Origin of the sequence: Nonomuraea sp. NPDC049152, assembly GCF_040648355.1 — a bacterium.
Classification (GTDB): Bacteria; Actinomycetota; Actinomycetes; order Streptosporangiales; family Streptosporangiaceae; genus Nonomuraea.
Genome location: NZ_JBEZDO010000005.1, coordinates 170474 through 189256, shown reverse-complemented (window position 1 = coordinate 189256; position 18783 = coordinate 170474). Strand labels below are relative to the sequence as shown.

The window sequence follows — 18783 nt, the reverse complement described above, 5'->3', positions numbered from 1 at the left end:
TCACGACACCTCCTCTGGGACGAGCGAGGTGCGCGACACCTTGAGCTGGTCGAACCGCGGGTCGCGGTACAGGCGGGAGCCGAATCCCGTGCGGCCGACGGTCCAGCCGCGCCGGTGGGCGAACTCGTCGGGCTCCATGCAGATCTCCCTGTCCGCCCGCGCGATCCACCCTGCGACCAGTTCCCGGATCAGGGACTTGATTCGGCTGAGTCCCTTGGTACCTTGTGAGTACATAGAAGACCCCTTTCGCGGCATTCTTGAGGTGGACTTCTTGGCCGGGCCGGGCGCTGAGGGCTCGACCGTCACCCGGGTGGCAGCCCGTCAGTGTGACGATTCGGGATCAGCGTCGGTCCGGCTTTGTGCTGAGTACCTGTGTCGGTACTGTGTCGCCTTTATCTGAACGGCGCCGTTGCCGAAAAAGGGGCGGCCTTGTCGGCCGCGCTGGGAGCGTCAGCGGAAGACCCCGTATGCGTATCGCCATCTCGCCTTCCTGGCCTGATCGTCCCCCTGCGACCTGGCCGCGGCAATAGCTCCAGCGAAAGAAAATTCAAATTTCTTCGCAATTCCCGCTGCGAGATGCGGCGCACGTGCGTATGCAACTTGCACGCGACGTGTCGGTGACACCTGAGGCGGGAGGGACCGCAGCCGGCGCCTTACCCCCTGCGCACCGAAGGTTTTTCTCTTGCCCCCACCGTCCTCCCGTGGAAGCCTTGTGGCAAGTCTTCGTGCGAGTCCCCGTGCAACTTGCACGGTCTCCATCACACTTTCGTTCCCGGTGAGGAGAGCGGACGGTGCCACCAGAGCAGAGCAGCCCGACGGTGCGCAGGCTCAAGCTCGGCCAGGAGCTGCGCCAGTTACGTGAGCGCAGGAGCATGACGGGAGCCAAGGCCGCGAGCGAGCTGGGCTGGTCGCCGAGCAAGGTGAGCCGGATCGAAGCGGCCAAGACCAAGGCGAGCTCCGACGACGTCAAGGCACTGGCCAAGCTTTACAAGGTTGACGATCGGAAACTTGGCGAGCTGCTCGGCCTGTTGATGGATGCGTACCAGCGGGGCTGGTGGGAAGATTACGAAGGAACCCTGCCCGGGGCGTACACCAGATTCCTCGGGTTGGAGGCGGAGGCCAGGGTCCAACGAGGCTGGGAACCCCAGGTAGTGCCGGGCCTGCTGCAAACCGAGGATTACGCGCGGGAGGTCATCCTTGCCACCCGCGGCATCGTGCGCATCACGCACAGCGGTGTCCGAAGCCGGGTCGAGGCCCGGCTCGACAGGCAACAGCGCGTCCTGCACAGACCTGATCCGTGCACGCTCCATGTCGTCCTGGACGAGTCGGCCCTGATGCGGCGCTTCGGCGAACCCTCGGTGATGCGCGCGCAGATGGAGCACCTGATCGAGGTGTCCGTCCTGCCTCACGTGTGCGTCCAGGTGCTGCCGCTGGAGTCGCTCCATCCGGTCAACACAGGCGCCTTCATCCATCTGCGGTTCGCGGCATTCGACGATGTTGTATATCTGGAGCAGCTCTACAATGCTCGCTTCGTCGAAGACCTCGAGCTGGTGGCTGGATACGAAACAGCCTTCAACCACATCAGGTCAGAGGCCTTGGACGAGAACGAATCACGCGTTCTGATCCAGCGCAAAGCCATGATGTGGGGCAGGTGACGACGAAGTCTTAACAGGGGCAATGGCGCCCCTTTTACCCATTTGGGGAGAAAATGAACATCGACACCTCCAGGGCGGCCTGGCAGAAGAGCAGCTTCTGCAACGGCGCTTCCACCTGCGTCGAGGTCGCCGGCCTGGCCGACGGCAGCGTCGCGCTCAGGGACAGCAAGGAGCAGGACGGTCCCGTCCTGGTCTTCACCCCGAGCGAGTGGGACGCTTTCACGGCCGGGGTTCGCGATGGCGAATTCGACCTGGCCGCGCTCGCGGCGGGCGCATAAAGAACGGCCCTGGCAGGTTGCTGGCACAACCCTCAGGGCCGCTCACTTCAGCCCGCCCGCAAGACGAGTGCAGAAGATCTTCACATCATGACACACGCCGGCCGCGAGCCCTCCTGACCCACAGCATCAGCCCGACCAGCGCCGCCGTACCGACCGCCGCGGCGCCCCCTTTCGGCGGAGGCGTGGCCTCCCACACGCCGTCGAGGATCGCGGCGAACCGCGCGTGACGACGGTTCTTGGCCGCGGGTCGCGGTGACCGCGAAGCCGATCGCGAGCACCATGAACAGGAGCCTCATGACCTCACAATGAGGGCAGGGCCCGCGCCCGGGGAGGGCTGATCGTCTCAAGGATCGCGAGCCGGGGTCCGGTTACCCGGAGCCCCGCCGTACGAAGCCATTCAGGTTCATGCCTGGGAGAGCTTTGGGCGGACGAGGAAGACCGAGCTCAGTCCGGCCAGTACGGCGAGTGCCGCCAAGGCGACAGCCGTTCCGAACGAGGCCTGTCCCGTGTGGCCCTGCATGAGCGAGATGAACAGGGTGCCGACCGTGGCCACGCCGATCACCTGGCCGAGCTGCATGACCGTGAGCAGCGCGCCGCTGGCGTCGGCCGCGTAGGCGGCGTCCACCTGCTGGGTGGCCATGTTGGTCACCGCGATCTGCACGCCGAGTCCCGCGCCGATCAGCGCGCTGAGCAGCGCGTACGGCAGGCCGCCCCCCGAAGCGGCCGCCAGCCCGAGATAGGCGGGCGCCGCGACGACGTACCCGAAGGGCACGAGCGAACGCTGAAGCCGTAGCGGCAGCCTGGGCCACGCCAGCCCGACGGCGGCGAAGGCCAGCGCGCACGGCACCAGCATCAGCCCCGACATCAGCGGCGTCAGGTGCAGCTCGCCCTGGAGGTGCAGCGCCGAGGTGAAGAGGAACGCGCCCCAGGTGGCGGGACCGAACAGCAGGACCGCGAGCCCCGGCCGCATGCCCGGCGCGCGCAGGACCCTGGCGTCCACCAGCGGGCGGCCGCCACGGGCGGTCACCCAGCGCTCCACGCGGATGAACAACGCGAAGACCGCGAGGCCGGCCGCCATCGACACCCATCCCCACAGCGGCCAGCCGAGATCGCGGCCGAGCACCAGCGGCACGATGACCAGCAGCACCGCCGAGGACAGCGTGACCAGGCCGAGCGGGTCCAGCCCCGCCCTGCCGCCGCCCTGGTCGGCGGGGAGCACCCGTAGCCCCGCGACGAGCAGCAGCGCGCCGATCGGCACGAGTACCAGGAACACGATCCGCCAGCCCGCGCCGAACCCCAGGAGGATGCCGCCGAGCGCCTGGCCGACGACGATGCCGCCGCTGACCACCGCCGACCAGAGGCCGAGCGCCCTGCCGCGCGCCTCACCCTGGTAGTTGCGCTGGATCAGCGTCAGCACCTGCGGCATCATGAGCGCCGCTCCCGCGCCCTGTGCGAAGCGGAAGGCCACCAACGCTCCTGTGGACGGCGCGAGCCCGCAGCCGAGCGTGGTCAACGTGAACAGGGCCAAGCCGGTCAGGAAGGCGTTGCGATAGCCGAACAGGTCGCCGACCCTGGCTCCGGTGATCAACAGGACGGCATAGGTGATGGTGTAGCCCGCGACGATCATCTGCAGCCCCGCGCCCGACGAATGCAGGTCGGCCTCGATCGTGGGGGTGGCGACGTTGACGATGTTGACGTTCAAGATGGCAAGGAACTGTCCGAGCAGAACGATGACCAGGAGCAGACCACTGCTCCTGGTCGTGTTCGTGGTAGTGGCCGCAGTTTGGGTCATGCTACTAATCTGCTAGACGGTGGATACTAGTAAAAAGAGTCCCTTTATCCCGGTATTGGTGGCACCTGGATGAGTAAGCGACGCGATGACCTGGCGGCCTTCCTGCGGTCGCGCCGAGAGCGGGTGACGCCCGAGATGGCGGGCGTGGCGCCCGGCACCCGCAGGCGCACCCCCGGCCTGCGCAGGGAGGAGGTCGCCCAGCTCGCGGGCGTGGGCGTCACCTGGTACACGTGGCTGGAGCAGGGTCGGCCCATCAACGTCAGCCTGCAGGTCCTCGACTCCATCGCGCGTACGCTGATGCTCGACACCGCCGAGCGCCAGCAGCTCTACCTCCTGGCGGGACACGCCGTCGCGGCGCCCGTGCGCGACTCCACCCGTGTCACGCCCGCGATGCAGCAGATCATCGACAGGCTCAGCCCGTTGCCCGCCGCGTTCAGCACCAGCCGCCACGACGTCCTCGCGTGGAACGCCGCCTACGCCGCGCTCTTCCCCGAACTGGTGAGCGCCCCTGAGGACGAGCGCAACACGCTGTGGCAGTGCTTCGTCAACGCCGAGTGGCGGACCGCGCTGGTCGACAGGGAGCAGGAGCTGCACGGCAGCGTCGCCGTCTTCCGCGGCGCCTACACCCGCCACGCCGACGACCCCATGTGGCGCGACTTCGTGCGGCGGCTGTCTGCGGCCAGCCCCGAGTTCGCCGAGCTGTGGGCCACCCACGACGTGGCCGACCCGCGCTCGCGGGAGAAGGCGTTCGACAACGACATGGTGGGGCGGCTGCGGTTCACGAGCACGATGTTCAACTGCACGGGCGCCCCCGAGACCCGGATGATCGTTTACACTCCCGTCGACGAGGCCACACATTCGGCTCTGGTGTGGCTGACCGCGCACAGCGAGCGCGCGCATGGCATGCTCGGTGCCTGATAAAGGGAGGGCAAATGGGACCGAGCCGCGCCGTGGCCGTCGTTGCTGTCGCGATCGCGCTGACCGCTTGTTCGGCGGCTAAGGGCGACCCGGTCACGGATGTGGCGGAGAAACCGACCATCTCGCCCAGCCTGCCGCAGGAGGCCGAGCGCACGCCGTACACGATCTCCTTCGGGGGTGACGTGCACTTCGAGGGCGCTCTGAGGGGCAGGCTCGGCAACCCGCGCACCGCGCTCGGGCCGATCGCCAAGGTGCTGAAGTCGTCGGACCTGGCCATGGTGAACCTGGAGACGGCCATCACCACCGGTGGCACGCCGGCACCGGGCAAGCAGTACACCTTCCGCGCGCCCGCCACCGCCTTCACCGCGCTCAAGGCCGCGGGGGTGGACGTGGCCTCGATGGCGAACAACCACGGCATGGACTACATGGAGAGCGGGCTGACCGACTCGCTCGCCGCGATCAAGAAGTCCAGATTCCCCGTCGTGGGCATCGGCAGGAACGAGACCGAGGCCTACAAGCCCTACCGCGTCACGGTGAACGGCAACCGTGTGGCGATCATCGGCGCCACCCAGGTGCTCGACGCCGAGTTCGTCCAGTCGTGGACCGCCGCGGGCGACAAGGGCGGGCTGGCCTCGGCGAAGAACGAGGATCGCCTGATCCGGGCGGTACGGCAGGCCCGCAAGAGCGCCGACACGGTGATCGTGCACCTCCACTGGGGCACCGAGATGCAGAAGTGCCCCAACCCCGCCCAGCGCTCGCTGGCCCCCAAGCTGGTCAAGGCGGGCGCGGACGTGATCGTCGGCGGCCACGCGCACATCCTGCTCGGCAGCGGCTTCATCGGCAACTCCTACGTCAGCTACGGCCTGGGCAACTTCGTCTTCTACAACTGGGGTCCCGAGACCGGCAGGACCGGTGTCCTCACGCTCACGATCGACGGGCGCAAGGTGATCAAGGACCGGTGGACGCCCGCGACCATCCAGGGCGGCGTGCCGATCCCGCTGACCGCGGCGGCCAGGACACAGGCCGTCTCCAACTGGAAGAGCCTGCGTTCGTGTACGGGTCTGGCCGGGAGTCCGGCCGACAGCTAATCTTGGACGGTGCGTCTAATAGATTCCGGTGAGGTTCGATTAGCCGTCCACGAGCAGGGCGACCCTGCCAAGCCGACGATCCTGTTCCTGCATGGCTATCCCGACGACCACCGCGTGTGGGACCAGGTCGTCCACCGGCTGGAGGGCAGCCACCACATCGTCCGCTACGACGTGCGGGGGACAGGCGGGTCCTCCACGCCCCGCTCGGTCAGCGGCTACCTGCTCGAACGGCTCGCCGCCGACATGGACGCCGTGCTCGACGCCGTCGGCAAGCCCAAGGTCCACCTCGTCGCCCACGACTGGGGCTCCATCCAGGGCTGGTACGCCGTCGCCAGGAGCGACAGGTTCGCCTCCTTCACCACGATGGGCGGCCCAGGGCTCGACCAGACCGCCGCGTTCTTCCGTCAGGCGGGCCGTACCAGAGCGATCGGGCAGTTGCTGCGGTCCTGGTACATCGCCGGATTCCAGCTGCCCGTGCTGCCCGAGCTGATCATGGGCGCGCTCGCCCCCTCGCTGGGAGCCTCGGTCGCCGACGCCCGCAACGGGCTCAACCTCTACCGCGCGAACATGCTCAACCGCCTGCGCCGACCGGGCGATCCGCGCGTGAACACACCCGTGCAGCTCATCGAGTGCACCCGCGACCCCTTCGTCTCCCCCTGGTTGCTCGCCTCGCTCAGGCAGTGGGCGCCGACGTTCAGACGCGAACGGATCGTCGCCGATCACTGGGCGCAGCGCACGCAGCCCGGAACGGTCGCCAAGCTGGTCGCCGAGTTCGTCGACTCGCGGGAGGAAACGTGAGCGGCATTACACGCGGTTCTACAATCCCAGGTTTCCCGGCGACGCCCGGCGCATTGGGGGCAAGATGAAGTTCGTGTCATCTCTGCCGGTAGACGAGGACGGCACCGAGCTCGCTCCGCTCCGCCGTCAGCCCACTCAGCGCCGTAGCGCCCGCAGAGTCGAGCGGATGCTCGACGCCTGCGCCCACCTGCTCGACGACGTCGGCTACGAAGCCCTCTCGACGACCCGCATCGCCGAACGCGCAGGAGTCGCGATCGGGTCCGTCTACCAGTTCTTCCCCGACAAACGGGCCATCACCCAGGAACTGACCAGGCGCAACGTCGAGCTGTTCGTCTCCAGGGTCGGCGCCCGCTTCCTCGACGAGGATTACAGGGGGTGGTGGGAGGCCGTCGACGCCATCATCGACGAGTACGTCGACATGCACAGGACCGTTCCAGGCTTCAAGAGCCTCCACTTCGGCGACGTCGTCGACCTCAACCTGCTCGACTCCGACTCCGAGAACAACATGGTGATCGCGGGGCGGCTGCGCGGGCTGCTGCTCCAGGAGTATGGCCTGGCCGACAGCGAGGAGCTCGACGTGGCCGTGCTGGTGGCGGTCGAGGCGGGCGACGCCGTACTCAAGCTGGCCTTCCGCCGCGACCCCGCCGGCGCGCCTGACTTCATCGAGGCCGCCAAGCAGCTCATCAGGTCGTTCCTGTCGCGCAGGCTCACTCCTCGTCGGCCACGCCAGGCGTGATCGGCTCGGACTGCTGCCGGCGGGCGCGCTGCTCGCCGGCCGTCTCGGGCGCGGGCACGAACGCTCGCGGCGGGGGATAGCCACCCTTCAGTCGGGTGGCGGGAACAGGCGAACAGGGACGGGGGAGCGAGACCATCTCGATCTTGTTCTCCAGTCGCACCTGCAGCATCGCGACTCTTCGCTCGGCCGCCTCCACGGCCTCCATCCGGGCGGAGAAATATCCGGCGGCGCCCGGGATGACGGTCGACAACACGGCTGCGCAGGCGATCACGAAGGTGAAATGCTTGGCCATGCCCAGCCCCTTCCGCCCCTGATGACGTGTGCCGTTTATGCCCTTGGTCCTGTAGGGACACGCGGTATGTAGTGGGGTTTGAGCGAATCGTTGCCGAAGCTGTGCACAGGCCGTGATGTGCATTGTCCCGGCAAAACCGGAAGCACCTGGGTAGTCTCGCGGTGTGGCGCATGTGACCCGTGAGCACCTTGATCGAATGCTCGAGCAGGCCCTCCTGGCGGACGACCACAGTTCGCTGGCCAGGCAGCTCAGCGAGCTCGCCCTCACCTACTCCTCGGGCGACATCTCCCGCGCGGCCATCTTCGCGCTGGCCGCCGACGAGTGGAAGCAGGCAGGGCAGCCGACCCGTGCGCTCGAATGCTTCCAGCGGGCGGTCGAGGACGGTGGCGAGTCGATGATCGATCCGCGGGCCGGCATCGCCGACACGCTCTTCGAACTCGACAGGCCCGGCGAGGCACGCGAGATCATCGAGGCGCTCAGGGCGGAGGGCACGACGACGCCCGCCACGGCGCACAACATCGCCGAGACGCTCGTGGCGTACGGGGATCTGCAGGGCGGGCTCGAGTGGGCGACCCAGGCGGTGCTCGCCTGTGCCGAGGACGACCCCGAGCACGTCGCCCTGCTCCGCACCCGCTACCGCATCAGGCTCGACCTGGGCCTGCCCGAGGACGAACTCGACTCGCTGGTCTCCTGACCCCCGTACCCGACCCGGGCTGTCAGTCGCAGGAGACGGGGAAGGGCCGTGCCCGGGAAAGGGGGCACGGCCCTGATCTATGTGGACCCGTGAACGGAAGGGCGCGCTCCCGTTCAACGGGCGGCATCAGGCGTTCAGCCCTGGTCGAGAGTCGAGTCCAGCTCCGCCACGCGCAGGGCGTCCTCCGCCTTCGGCATGTCGTCCAGCCGCAGCGACTTCGCCAGCTCCTCGGGCACGAGCCCCTTGACCTTCCCTGCCACCGCGTCCACCGGCGCGTGCAGGTTGGTCGGCGTCTTCAGGTCTCTCTTCCCGATCCGGTCAGGCAGCGCGGGCTCGGACAGCGACGGCATGTCCGGGACCATCGGCAGGACGGGGAGCTTGTCGGGGTTCGGCAGCGAAGGCAGTCCCGGCAGGTCGGGCGAACCGGACAGGCGCGACACCTCCGGCAGGCCCGCCTCGCCGGGCAGCCCCGCGGGGAGAGAGGGAAGTCCGGCGCCCGCCGCGACGCCACCCATGTCGGCGACGCTGAGGACCGCGCTCGTGCGGGACATGCCGGGCAGGCCCAGCTTCTTGGCGAGCTTCTCGGCCGCCATCGCCGCCTCGGAACTCGCCGGAACGGCCATCGAGGTGTGCGTGGCCTGGGCGCGCAGCTCCGCCGCGTCGTCGCAGAACGACGCCACCGTCGACCCGTCGTTCGCGGAGATCTGCCGCCCGCAGACTCCCGCCGACGCGGGTCCCCCTGCCAGGCCCATGCCGGTCGCCAGGACGGCCACCGCAAGGACGCTCCGAATTCCCCGTGATGCGTGGGACATGCACGTTCCCCCTGATCGTGTTCGGTGATCCGACGAATGACGAAGCTAGTGACGACGACACGGTGGGTGGCGTGGCTTGGGTCAACAGTGGTGAAGCTCTTAATGATCGAGACGCGTGCCGCGAACATCTCGTAACACTGGCGCCTGGAGGGGCCGATTACGTATAGCTTCAGCAAAGAGTGGATGGTCCGCGAACGAGGGGATTCCGCAGTGTCGCCGGTCGTCCTCACGCACGCCGCGACCGCCCCGCACCGAGTGGGCGACCTGGTGACGGCGGTGCTGCGCGACATGGAGGAGCTCGCCGTGCGCCGCTTCCCCCGGTGGTTACCCGGGGCCGAGGACATCGCGGGGCCCGGCGGCGCGGGGGTCAGGGCCGTGCGCGTGCTCGCCGTACGGCTGGCGGCCGGGGACAGGCACTTCGGGCCATTCCTCGCCGACCTGGCCGAGGCGGCGCTCCGGGGTCGGCCCTGTACGGCACGCTTCTCCGCGGAGGTGCGGGCGGCCGGGCTCGGCAGGGTCCTCGGAACCGGTTCGACGATCGCGGTGCAGGCGCCAGGCGAGCTGAGCCGGGGCGAGGCGGACGTGCTGTTCGCGGCCTGCCAGTGGCTCGAACGCTGGACGGGCCTCCACGTCCTGCAAGCCCCGCCATGCGCCTCCGACGAACCCTCGCCGCACGACCGGCCCGTGCCGCGCGACGCGCCCGTGCCGTACGACCGGACCTCGCCGTACCAGGCGCCTGTGCCGGGCGACGGGGCCGGAGGGCGGGGGCCGTGGGGGCCGAGGAAGGGTCGGCCGCATCATGCGAGTCGTGCCGAGCAGCGCATGGAGAGCGTGCTCAGGTGGTGCGACTGGGCGGCCGACAGGGAGTGGAACCAGGTCTACGCCTCCCACCCGCTCAGCAACCCGATCAGGGTCGACCTCCTCTGGCGGGAGGCGCGGCTGGTCGTCGAGATCGACGACGACAGCCACCTGAGGCAGGAGAAGTTCGAGTCGGACCGGCGGCGTGACGTGCGCCTGGCGCGGGACGGCTACGTGGTGCTGCGCTTCACCAGTCGCGCCGTTCTGACGGACGCGCAGGCAGTGGCCCGCGAGATCGCGGCGTTCGTCAACGAAGGGGTAGGAAATGGCACTGTCGGTTCCGCAGATCTCCGCGATGATCGTCCTCATGGCCGAGGCCGATGAGGTGACCAACCCGGAGCTGAAGGAGCGGTACAACATCACGCTCGACGGCAAGGATCGCCGTCACCTGAACGACCTCAAGCTGGTCGAGAGTCACAAACGGGGCAGGTCGTTCGCGCATGTGCTGACCGACGACGGGTGGGCGCGGCTCGCCGAGGAGATCCGCGCGGGCGTGAAGGTCACCTCCGGCTCGAACGGCGCCGCGCTCAGGGCGGTGCTGGCCGGGCTCGTGCGCTTCCTGTCCCGCACGGACCAGCGCCTCGGCGACGTCTTCCAGCCCGCACAGGCGGCGGTCGAGGACGAGCAGGACGTCGAGGCGAGGGTACGTGCCGTCTACGCCGAGCTGACCAGGGAGCCGGGCGGCTGGGTGAGCCTGACCGACGTGCGCGTACGGCTGGCCGACGTGCCCAAGGACGTGATGGACGACGCCCTGCGCAGCCTGAACAGGCAGCCCGACGTCGTCATGGTGCCCGAGGACAACCAGAAGGCGCTCAGGCCCGAGGACCGCAGGGCCGCGCTGGCCGTGGGCGACCAGGACAAGCACTACCTGTCGATCGGCGCGCGATGACGGCGGAATGGGAGGCGCTGGGCGCGTTGAGGCTCAACGCCGTCCACGCTCCCGACGACGTGTGGCGGCCTTCGCCGTACCACGTGGAGAGCCTGCACCCGATGGCCGCGCTCGACCTGCGCCGAGGGGTGACGGAGGCGAAGGAGAGCGCCGACGCCAGCCCGATCGGGGTGGTGATCCAGGGGCAGCGCGGCACCGGCAAGACCCACCTGCTCGGCTGGGCGCGCGAGCACGCCCAGCGGGAGGGCGGCTACTTCTTCCTGGTTGGCCTGCTCGACGCCAGGAGCTTCTGGGACAGCATCGTGATCGCGATGCTCGACAGCCTCTGGCGTCCGGCCGAGGACGGCCAGTCGCAGCTGCGGCTGCTGCTGAACCGGCTGGCCCAGCTGGCCGACGTGCCGAGGATGGTACGGCGGGCCGTCGACGGCAGGGGTCAGCTGGACAGGAGGGCGCTCGACCTGTTCGTGGAGGCGTTGCGCCGCAAGGGCGGCACCGTGCTCAGGGACGCGCACGAAACGGCGAGGGCGCTGGTACTGCTGGCCTCCGACGACCTGGCGGCGCAGGACGTGGGCCAGGCCTACCTGTCATCGGTCCCCGACGAGGGGCTGGGGAAGGAATGGGGGCTGACCGGCGGCTACCGGTCGCCGCAGGAGGTGGTGCGCGACCTGTCGCGGCTGCTGGCGCTGACAGGTCCCTCGGTGATCGCCGTCGACCAGGTCGACGCGCTGGTCGCGCAGTCCGGCTCCCGCCTGGTGGACGAGGGGCAGGGCGTCGTCATCGAGCAGGTGGCCGGAGGGCTGATGGCCCTGCGCGATGTCACCAGGCGCACGCTGACCGTGCTGTCGTGCCTGCCGCACACCTGGATGCTGATCCGCGACCAGGCGACCGCCACGGTCCGCGACAGGTTCAGGGAACCCGCCACGCTCAGGGTGCTGAAGGACGCGCAGACCGCGAGGGCCATCGTCGAGCGGCGTTTCGCGGCGGGGTTCGGACGGGCGGGGTTCGTCCCGCCGTACCCGACCTGGCCGGTGAAGGAGGACGCCTTCAACAGCGCGGTCGGGCTGACCCCGCGCCAGATCCTCGTCAAGATCGACAAGCATGTCCAGACCTGCCTCGCCGAGGGCGAGATCAGCGAGCTCGACCGGCTGGACGAGCCAGGGGACGGCGGAGGCGGAGGGGACGTCCCGCCGTCCGACGTCGGCCCCTCGGGGCTGGCGGCGCTCGACGCCCACTTCGCCCTGCTGAGGGAGCGCGCCGACGTCGAGCCCGCGCTGGACCCCAGGACCGAGGACGCCGTCATGCCAGGGCTGCTCTCGGCGGGGCTGACCGCCTGGATGGCGGGCAGGGGCGCGGCGGCCCACAGGTACGCCCAGGACCCGCCGCCGAGCAGGAAGCCGCCGTTGCACGCCCGCCTGCGCCTGACGCTCGACGAGGCGACGGAGGACGAGGTGCACTGGTGCTTCAGGGGCATCGCCAGCGCCAGCCCCGTCGCGGCCCTGCACCGGCTCAGGGCGGCGTGCGTCTCGGCGGGCCTGCGGGCGGGGGTGCCGAGACGGCAGTTGTTCGTGCTGCGCAACGCGCACTGGTCGGGCGGGCCGAAGACGAAGGAGGCGCTGGCGTCGTTCGAGGCGGCGGGCGGCAGGGTGCTGCAGGTGGACGAGGCGGACCTGCGGACGCTGTCGGCGCTGCGGGCGCTGCTCGACGAGGAGCCCCCGCACCTGCAGGAGTGGCTGGCCGCCCGGCGCCCGGCCGACGACGTGAAACTGCTGGTCGAGGCCCTGCGCCAGCCGGTCACGGACTCCCAGAGGCTGAGCCCGCCGGACGCCCCCGCCGCGACCGGCCCGATCGCCGCGACCCCGTCAGCCGTGGTTCCGTCCCCGGCGAGCTCATCTGAGGCGGATGGGGCCGCTTCGGGGGAGGCCGTGCTCGTGGACGTGCCCGCCGCAGCCGCAACGGACGGGTCGCTCGTCGTCGGGAGGGAGGAGAGCACGGGCACCCCGGTGCGCGTCGAGCTGGCCGCCCTCAGAAAGCACACGGTCATCTTCGCGGGCTCAGGCTCGGGCAAGACCGTGCTGATCCGCAGGCTCATCGAGGAGTGCGCGCTGCAGGGCGTCTCCGCCATCGTGCTGGATCCGAACAACGACCTGTCCCGCCTCGGTACGGCATGGCCTACGCCCCCGCCCACCTGGGAGGACGGCGACGAGCGGAAGGCCGCCGCCTACCTCGCGAACACCGACGTCATCGTCTGGACCCCCGGCATGCAGACCGGCCGCCCGCTCACCTTCCAGCCGCTGCCCGACCTGAGCGGCCTCGCCGACGACCCCGACGAGTTCCGCCTGGCGCTCGACGCTGCGGTGGCCGCCCTCGCGCCCAGGGCCAGGATCGACGGGCCGACGGCCAAGGCGCAGCGCACCCAGGCCGTGCTGAGGGAGGCGATGGCCTACCACGCCAGGGTCGGCTCGCACGGGCTCGAAGGGCTGATCGCGCTGCTGTCCGAGCTGCCCGAGGAGGTCAGCGACCTGGACGGCGCGGCGAAGCTGGCCGCGGAGGTGGCGCAGAACCTGCGCGCCGCGGTCATCAACGACCCGATGTTCGGCGGTCAGGGCACCGCGGTCGACCCTGGCGTGCTGCTGACGCCGGGACCGGGGCGGCGGGCGCGGGTATCGGTGATCAACCTGGCCGGGCTGCAGGAGGAAGGGCAGCGGCAGAGCTTCGTCAACCGGCTGCAGCTCGGGCTGTTCGCCTGGTTCAGGCGGCGTCCCGCGGGCGACAGGCCGCTGGGCGGGCTGCTGGTCATGGACGAGGCGCAGACGTTCGCGCCGCACGGGAGGAGCACGCCCGCCACCGGCAGCACGCTGATGCTCGCCTCGCAGGCCCGCAAGTACGGCCTGGGCCTGGTCTTCGCCACCCAGGCGCCGAAGGGCCTGCACAACCACATCCCTGGAAACGCCGCCACGCAGTTCTTCGGCTTCCTGAACGCGCCGATCCAGGTCACGGCCGCGCAGGAGATGGCCAGGTCGAAGGGGGGAGGGGCGCCGGAGATCGGGCGGTTGCGGGCGGGCCAGTTCTACGTGGCGGCCGAGGGGGCGGGCTTCCGCCAGATCCGGGTGCCGATGTGCCTCAGCCACCACCCGGCGTCTCCGCCCACCTCCGAGGAGGTCCTGTCCCTGGCCCGAGCGGACGGCTGCTGACCCCGGAAAGCGGAGAGGCCCCGGACGAGAGCGTCCGGGGCCGATCGAGCGGGTCAGGCGCGGGCGATCGTCAGCTCGTCGTCGCCCAGGTCGACCAGGACCGTGTCGCCGTCGATCACCTCACCCGACAGCACCGCCTTCGCGAGCTTGTCCCCGATCGCCGACTGCACCAGCCGCCGCAGGGGCCGCGCGCCGTACATCGGGTCGTAGCCGGTGATCGCCAGCCAGTCGCGCGCCGCGGGCGTGACGTTCAGGGAGAGCCGCCGGTCGGCGAGCCGCTGCCCGAGACGCTCCACCTGCAGGTCGACGATCTTCGTCAGCTCCTCCGTGCCGAGCGAGTCGAAGAGGATGACGTCGTCGAGCCTGTTGAGGAACTCGGGCTTGAACGCCGTCTGCACCGCTCCCATCACCGCGTCGCGCTTGGCGCCGTTCTCCAGCTTCGGGTCGACGAGGTACTGCGAGCCGATGTTGGAGGTCAGGATGAGGATCGCGTTGCGGAAGTCGACCGTGCGGCCGTGCCCGTCGGTCAGCCGCCCGTCGTCGAGCACCTGCAGCAGGATGTCGAAGACCTCGGGGTGCGCCTTCTCGACCTCGTCCAGCAGCACGACGGTGTAGGGACGCCGCCGCACTGCCTCGGTGAGCTGGCCGCCCTCCTCGTAGCCGATGTAGCCGGGAGGCGCGCCGACCAGGCGGGCGACGCTGTGCTTCTCGGAGTACTCGGACATGTCGATGCGGGTCATCGCCCGCTCGTCGTCGAACAGGAACTCCGCCAGCGCCTTGGCCAGCTCGGTCTTGCCGACGCCCGTCGGGCCGAGGAACAGGAACGACCCTGTCGGCCTGTCGGGGTCGGCGATGCCCGCGCGGCTGCGCCGTACGGCGTCGGAGACGGCCCTGACGGCCTCGCGCTGGCCGATGAGACGCCTGCCGAGCTCCTCCTCCATCCGCAGCAGCTTGGCGGTCTCGGCCTCGAGGAGGCGGCCCGCCGGGATGCCGGTCCACGAGGAGATGACCTCGGCGATGTCGTCGGAGCCGACCTCCTCCTTGACCATCTGCTGGTCGGGGGTCTCCTGGGTGGCGGCCGACAGCTCCTTCTCCAGGCGCGGCACCTCGTCGTACAGCAACCTGGACGCCTCGGCGTAGTTGCCGTCGCGCTGGAAGCGCTCGGCTGCGCCGCGCACCTCGTCGAGCTGCTTCTTCAGGTCGCCGACCTTGTTGAGGCCCGCCTTCTCCCGCTGCCACCTGGCGACGAGGGCGTTGAGCTCCTCCTGCCGGTCGGCGAGCTCGGCGCGCAGCCGTTCGAGGCGCTGGATGGAGGCCTCGTCGGTCTCCTTGGCCAGGGCCAGCTCCTCCATCTTCATCCGGTCGACGTTGCGCTGGAGCTGGTCGATCTCGACGGGACGCGAGTCGATCTCCATGCGCAGCCGCGAGGCGGCCTCGTCGACCAGGTCGATGGCCTTGTCGGGCAGGAAGCGGTTGGTGATGTAGCGGTCGGACAGCGCGGCGGCGGCCACGAGGGCGCTGTCGGCGATCTGCACCTGGTGGTGGGCCTCGTAGCGGCCCTTCAGCCCGCGCAGGATCGCGATCGTGTCCTCGACGGACGGCTCGCCGACGAACACCTGCTGGAAACGCCGCTCGAGCGCGGCGTCCTTCTCGATGCGCTCGCGGTACTCGTCGAGAGTGGTCGCGCCGATCATGCGCAGCTCGCCGCGCGCCAGCATCGGCTTGAGCATGTTGCCCGCGTCCATGGCGCCCTCGGCGGCGCCCGCCCCGACCACGGTGTGCAGTTCGTCGATGAAGGTGACGATCTGCCCGTTGCTCTCCTTGATCTCGGAGAGGACGGCCTTGAGCCGCTCCTCGAACTCGCCGCGGTACTTCGCGCCAGCGACCATCGCGCCGAGGTCGAGCGAGATCAGCTTCTTGTTGCGCAGCGACTCGGGCACGTCGCCGGCGACGATCCGCTGGGCCAGCCCCTCGACGACGGCGGTCTTGCCGACGCCGGGCTCGCCGATCAGCACGGGGTTGTTCTTGGTACGGCGCGACAGCACCTGCACCACGCGCCTGATCTCGGAGTCGCGCCCGATCACCGGGTCGAGCCTGCCGCTCCTGGCCCGCTCGGTCAGGTCGACGCCGTACTTCTCCAGCGCCTGATAGGTGTCCTCGGGGGTCTCGCTGGTGACCCTCGCGTGCCCGCGCACCTTCTCGAACGCGTCGAGCAGCGCCTGCGGCGTGGCACCCGTCTCCTTCAGGAGCGTGGCCATCTCGCCGCCGTCGGTCGCGAGACCGACCAGCAGGTGCTCGGTCGAGACGTACTCGTCCTCCAGCCGCTTGGCCCGCTGCGCCGCGGTGTTGATCACCGTGAGCAGTTGCCGCGAGCTGGAGGGCGCGCTCACCGTGGCGCCCTGCGCCTTCGGCAGGGCCGCCAGCGCGGTCTCCACCTTCGCGCGCAATGTCTTCCAGTCGACGCCGACCGCTTCGAGCAGGGGTACGGCGGTGCCGCCCGTCTGGGAGAGCAGGGCGGAGAGCAGGTGCGCGGGTGCGATCTCGGGATTCCCCTCAGCGGCGGCCCGCCGCATCGCGACCGACAGCGCTTCCTGGCTCTTCTGCGTGAGCTTGTAGTCCATATGTTCAGGCCCCCGGTGGCAGCTCGTATCGGATCAGAGCTTTGACCATGGACATCTCGGCCCTGAGGCGGTGGACCTCCTCACGCAACCTCAGCGCCTCGTTCTCCAGTTCAAGGATCCGCTTGATGCCGGCGAGGTTGATGCCTTCCTCCTGGGACAGGCGTTGCACCTCGCGCAGCTGGATGATGTCTCGCATCGAGTAGAGGCGGCCGCGCCCCGCCGTACGCCCCGGGCTGACCAGCCCGAGGCGGTCGTACTGCCTGAGGGTCTGCGGGTGCAGACCGGACAGCTGCGCGGCCACCGAGATGACATAGACGGGTGTCTCGTCGGACAGGTTGAAGTAGTTGGCGTCCATCGGCCTACTCGCTCCTGGCACGTTGGATGAGGTCGGCCCTCGGGTCCTCGCTCGCGGTGGCCGTGCGGAACTCGTTCAGCAGCTCGCGCGACTTGTCGTCGAGCTCGTGCGGAACGAGCACCTCGACCGAGGCGAGCAGGTCGCCCTTGGTGCCGTCCTTACGGGTGGCCCCCCTACCGCGAACCCTGAAGGTGCGGCCGTTGGGCGTGCCCGCCGGAATGCGCAGAGTGACAGGCAGGCCCTTGAGGACGGGCACCTTGATCTCCGCGCCGAGCGCCGCCTCGGTGAAGGTGACGGGAACGGTGATGGTCAGGTTGTCGCCTGACCGCCCGAACACCGCGTGCGGCTTGACGTGAGTCTGGATGTAGAGGTCGCCTGCGGGCCCGCCGTTCTCGCCCGGCGCGCCCTTGCCCTTGAGCTTGACCCGCTGTCCGTCGGCGACCCCGGCGGGGATGCGCGCCTGGATGGTGCGGGTGCTCTTGGCCCTGCCGCTGCCGTCGCAGACGGGGCACGGGTCGTCGACGAGGAGTCCACGGCCCTTGCAGTCGCGGCACGGCTCGGAGAAGGCGAAGTTGCCCAGGTTACGGCTGGCCGCACCGGTGCCCTCACAGGTCGGGCAGACCCTCGGGGTGGTGCCCGCCTTGGCCCCCGTACCGCTGCACGCCTTGCACGCCGACGACGTGGTCAGCCTGAGCGAGACGGTGTGGCCCTCCACCGCCTCGGTGAAGGTGAGCGTCACCTCGGACTCGATGTCCTGGCCGCGGCGCGGCCTGGTCGTCGTGCCCGTGGTGCGGGCGCCGCCCGCGCCGCCCCTGTTGAACAGCCCCCCGAAAAGGTCGCCGATGCGCTCGCTCGTGCTTCCGCTCTGCTGTCCCGTGCCGCCGAACAGGTCACCGAAGTCGAACGGGAAACCACCGCCACCGCCGCCAGGCCGCGGCCCGCCCACGCCCGAGCCGAACAGCGTGCGCGCCTCGTCGTACTCCTTACGGCGCTTGCTGTCGGAGAGCACGTCGTTGGCCTCGGAGATCTCCTTGAACCTGGCCTCCTTGGCGGCGTCACCCTGGTTGGCGTCAGGGTGGTACTGCCTGGCCAGCTTCCTGTAGGCCTTCTTGATCTCGTCGGCGGTGGCGGTCTTGGGCACACCAAGGACGGCGTAGTAATCCTTCTCCAGGTAGTCCTTGGTGCTCATCTATGGCGTCCTTTCGGGGGTCTCTTAGTTTTCGTCGGACGCGGCGGGGGCGTCCTCGGGCTCGGCGACCGCGACCCTAGCGGGACGCAGCACCCGGTCGCCGATGCGGTAGCCGAGCTGCAGCACCTCGATGGCGGTCGGCTCGGTCACCTCCGAGGAGTAGCTGTGCATCAGCGCCTCGTGAACGGTCGGGTCGAAGGGCTCGCCCTTCTGACCGAACGAGATCAGCCCCAGCTTGGTGACGACAGCTTCCAGCGACTCGGCGACCTTGGCGAAACCGCCGGTCAGCTCGCCGTGGTCGCGGGCTCTGCCGATGTCGTCGAGGACCGGCAGCAGCTCGGAGAGCGCCCCGGCGACCGCCTGCTCGCGGACCGCGATCCTGTCGCGCTCGACCCGCCTGCGGTAGTTGGTGTACTCCGCCTGCAGACGCTGCAGGTCGGCGGTGCGCTCGGCCAGCAGGCCCGCGGCGTCACCACCGGCCGCCGGGGCCGCCGGAGGAGCGGCCTGGACCTGCTCCTCCATGGCGGACCTCGCCTGGCCGGTCTCGGGGTCGATCTTGCGGTTGTCGCGGATCACTGGCTCCGTCTCGGGCCCGTTATCGCGCGGGTCAGACATCG

Annotated in this window: 17 protein-coding genes and 1 pseudogene; 10 read left to right on the top strand and 8 right to left on the bottom strand. The window is 69.8% G+C overall.

Features of this window, described 5'->3' with window-relative positions:
* Entirely contained in the window at positions 1-234 is a 234-nt protein-coding gene (locus tag AB0B45_RS12130; RefSeq protein ID WP_358128835.1) for a hypothetical protein, read from the bottom strand.
* Positions 235-818: 584 nt separating this feature from the next.
* Between AB0B45_RS12130 and AB0B45_RS12125 the strand changes: the two genes are divergently transcribed.
* Together AB0B45_RS12125 and AB0B45_RS12120 are read left to right on the top strand one after the other, a co-directional pair.
* A complete protein-coding gene (locus AB0B45_RS12125; RefSeq protein ID WP_358128833.1) occupies positions 819-1655 on the top strand; it encodes a helix-turn-helix transcriptional regulator in 837 nt (278 codons plus the stop codon).
* Between the two features lie 53 nt (positions 1656-1708).
* Positions 1709-1933 carry a DUF397 domain-containing protein gene (locus AB0B45_RS12120; protein ID WP_358128830.1) on the top strand — a complete coding sequence of 75 codons (225 nt, stop codon included), beginning with the start codon at positions 1709-1711 and terminating at the stop codon, positions 1931-1933.
* Positions 1934-2336: 403 nt separating this feature from the next.
* Here AB0B45_RS12120 and AB0B45_RS12115 read toward each other — a convergent pair whose 3' ends face one another.
* Entirely contained in the window at positions 2337-3725 is a 1389-nt protein-coding gene (locus tag AB0B45_RS12115) for an MFS transporter (protein ID WP_358128828.1), read from the bottom strand.
* 69 nt (positions 3726-3794) lie between these two features.
* Here AB0B45_RS12115 and AB0B45_RS12110 point away from each other — a divergent pair, with 69 nt between their 5' ends.
* The 4 genes from AB0B45_RS12110 to AB0B45_RS12095 all read left to right on the top strand — a co-directional run bounded on the left by AB0B45_RS12110 (position 3795) and on the right by AB0B45_RS12095 (position 7265).
* Positions 3795-4643 carry a helix-turn-helix transcriptional regulator gene (locus AB0B45_RS12110; RefSeq protein WP_358128825.1) on the top strand — a complete coding sequence of 283 codons (849 nt, stop codon included), beginning with the start codon at positions 3795-3797 and terminating at the stop codon, positions 4641-4643.
* 14 nt (positions 4644-4657) lie between these two features.
* Positions 4658-5731, top strand: a complete 1074-nt coding sequence (locus AB0B45_RS12105) for a CapA family protein (RefSeq protein WP_358128822.1) — start codon at positions 4658-4660, stop codon at positions 5729-5731.
* 9 nt (positions 5732-5740) lie between these two features.
* A complete protein-coding gene (locus AB0B45_RS12100) occupies positions 5741-6529 on the top strand; it encodes an alpha/beta fold hydrolase (RefSeq protein ID WP_358128820.1) in 789 nt (262 codons plus the stop codon).
* 166 nt (positions 6530-6695) lie between these two features.
* Positions 6696-7265 (top strand): TetR family transcriptional regulator, encoded by a 570-nt coding sequence (locus AB0B45_RS12095; RefSeq protein WP_358129425.1) that lies wholly within the window; start codon positions 6696-6698, stop codon positions 7263-7265.
* On the opposite strand, the gene AB0B45_RS12090 is transcribed toward AB0B45_RS12095, so the two are convergent.
* A complete protein-coding gene (locus AB0B45_RS12090) occupies positions 7237-7557 on the bottom strand; it encodes a hypothetical protein (protein WP_358128817.1) in 321 nt (106 codons plus the stop codon). The genes AB0B45_RS12095 and AB0B45_RS12090 overlap by 29 nt on opposite strands.
* A gap of 196 nt (positions 7558-7753) precedes the next feature.
* Between AB0B45_RS12090 and AB0B45_RS12085 the strand changes: the two genes are divergently transcribed.
* Positions 7754-8251 (top strand): hypothetical protein, encoded by a 498-nt coding sequence (locus AB0B45_RS12085; RefSeq protein WP_358128813.1) that lies wholly within the window; start codon positions 7754-7756, stop codon positions 8249-8251.
* Between the two features lie 134 nt (positions 8252-8385).
* Here the strand turns inward: AB0B45_RS12085 and AB0B45_RS12080 are convergent, their stop codons facing one another.
* Complete coding sequence (locus AB0B45_RS12080) at positions 8386-9024, bottom strand: hypothetical protein (protein WP_358128811.1); 639 nt, start codon at positions 9022-9024, stop codon at positions 8386-8388.
* Positions 9025-9273: 249 nt separating this feature from the next.
* On the opposite strand from AB0B45_RS12080, the gene AB0B45_RS12075 reads away from it, so the two are divergent.
* Genes AB0B45_RS12075 through AB0B45_RS12065 form a run of 3 tightly spaced genes read left to right on the top strand, consistent with a single transcriptional unit; the run spans position 9274 to position 14001 of the window.
* A complete protein-coding gene (locus AB0B45_RS12075) occupies positions 9274-10245 on the top strand; it encodes a DUF559 domain-containing protein (RefSeq protein ID WP_358128808.1) in 972 nt (323 codons plus the stop codon).
* Positions 10187-10810: a hypothetical protein gene (locus AB0B45_RS12070; protein WP_358128805.1), complete on the top strand. Its 624-nt coding sequence runs from the start codon at positions 10187-10189 to the stop codon at positions 10808-10810. The genes AB0B45_RS12075 and AB0B45_RS12070 overlap by 59 nt, the downstream gene beginning before the upstream one ends.
* The gene (locus AB0B45_RS12065; protein ID WP_358128802.1) at positions 10807-14001 is read left to right on the top strand and encodes a DUF87 domain-containing protein; all 3195 of its coding nucleotides are present in this window, start codon (positions 10807-10809) and stop codon (positions 13999-14001) included. The genes AB0B45_RS12070 and AB0B45_RS12065 overlap by 4 nt, the downstream gene beginning before the upstream one ends.
* 53 nt (positions 14002-14054) lie before the next feature.
* On the opposite strand, the gene clpB is transcribed toward AB0B45_RS12065, so the two are convergent.
* The 4 genes and pseudogenes from clpB to grpE all read right to left on the bottom strand — a co-directional run bounded on the left by clpB (position 14055) and on the right by grpE (position 18781).
* Positions 14055-16622, bottom strand: a complete 2568-nt coding sequence (gene clpB / locus AB0B45_RS12060; protein ID WP_358128799.1) for an ATP-dependent chaperone ClpB — start codon at positions 16620-16622, stop codon at positions 14055-14057.
* 58 nt (positions 16623-16680) lie between these two features.
* Positions 16681-16977: pseudogene (locus AB0B45_RS12055) on the bottom strand (helix-turn-helix transcriptional regulator); the annotation flags it as partial.
* A 4-nt stretch (positions 16978-16981) separates the two neighbouring features.
* The gene (dnaJ, locus tag AB0B45_RS12050; protein WP_358128796.1) at positions 16982-18166 is read right to left on the bottom strand and encodes a molecular chaperone DnaJ; all 1185 of its coding nucleotides are present in this window, start codon (positions 18164-18166) and stop codon (positions 16982-16984) included.
* 24 nt (positions 18167-18190) lie between these two features.
* Positions 18191-18781, bottom strand: a complete 591-nt coding sequence (gene grpE / locus AB0B45_RS12045) for a nucleotide exchange factor GrpE (RefSeq protein WP_358128793.1) — start codon at positions 18779-18781, stop codon at positions 18191-18193.
* Between the last annotated feature and the right edge of the window lie 2 nt (positions 18782-18783).

Coding starts and splice junctions, on each gene's coding strand:
- AB0B45_RS12130 (WP_358128835.1), bottom strand. CDS start 234: ATGTACTCACAAGGTACCAAGGGACTCAGCCGAATCAAGTCCCTGATC.
- AB0B45_RS12120 (WP_358128830.1), top strand. CDS start 1,709: ATGAACATCGACACCTCCAGGGCGGCCTGGCAGAAGAGCAGCTTCTGC.
- AB0B45_RS12115 (WP_358128828.1), bottom strand. CDS start 3,725: ATGACCCAAACTGCGGCCACTACCACGAACACGACCAGGAGCAGTGGT.
- AB0B45_RS12110 (WP_358128825.1), top strand. CDS start 3,795: ATGAGTAAGCGACGCGATGACCTGGCGGCCTTCCTGCGGTCGCGCCGA.
- AB0B45_RS12105 (WP_358128822.1), top strand. CDS start 4,658: ATGGGACCGAGCCGCGCCGTGGCCGTCGTTGCTGTCGCGATCGCGCTG.
- AB0B45_RS12095 (WP_358129425.1), top strand. CDS start 6,696: ATGCTCGACGCCTGCGCCCACCTGCTCGACGACGTCGGCTACGAAGCC.
- AB0B45_RS12090 (WP_358128817.1), bottom strand. CDS start 7,557: ATGGCCAAGCATTTCACCTTCGTGATCGCCTGCGCAGCCGTGTTGTCG.
- AB0B45_RS12085 (WP_358128813.1), top strand. CDS start 7,754: ATGCTCGAGCAGGCCCTCCTGGCGGACGACCACAGTTCGCTGGCCAGG.
- AB0B45_RS12070 (WP_358128805.1), top strand. CDS start 10,187: ATGGCACTGTCGGTTCCGCAGATCTCCGCGATGATCGTCCTCATGGCC.
- AB0B45_RS12065 (WP_358128802.1), top strand. CDS start 10,807: ATGACGGCGGAATGGGAGGCGCTGGGCGCGTTGAGGCTCAACGCCGTC.
- clpB (WP_358128799.1), bottom strand. CDS start 16,622: ATGGACTACAAGCTCACGCAGAAGAGCCAGGAAGCGCTGTCGGTCGCG.
- dnaJ (WP_358128796.1), bottom strand. CDS start 18,166: ATGAGCACCAAGGACTACCTGGAGAAGGATTACTACGCCGTCCTTGGT.
- grpE (WP_358128793.1), bottom strand. CDS start 18,781: ATGTCTGACCCGCGCGATAACGGGCCCGAGACGGAGCCAGTGATCCGC.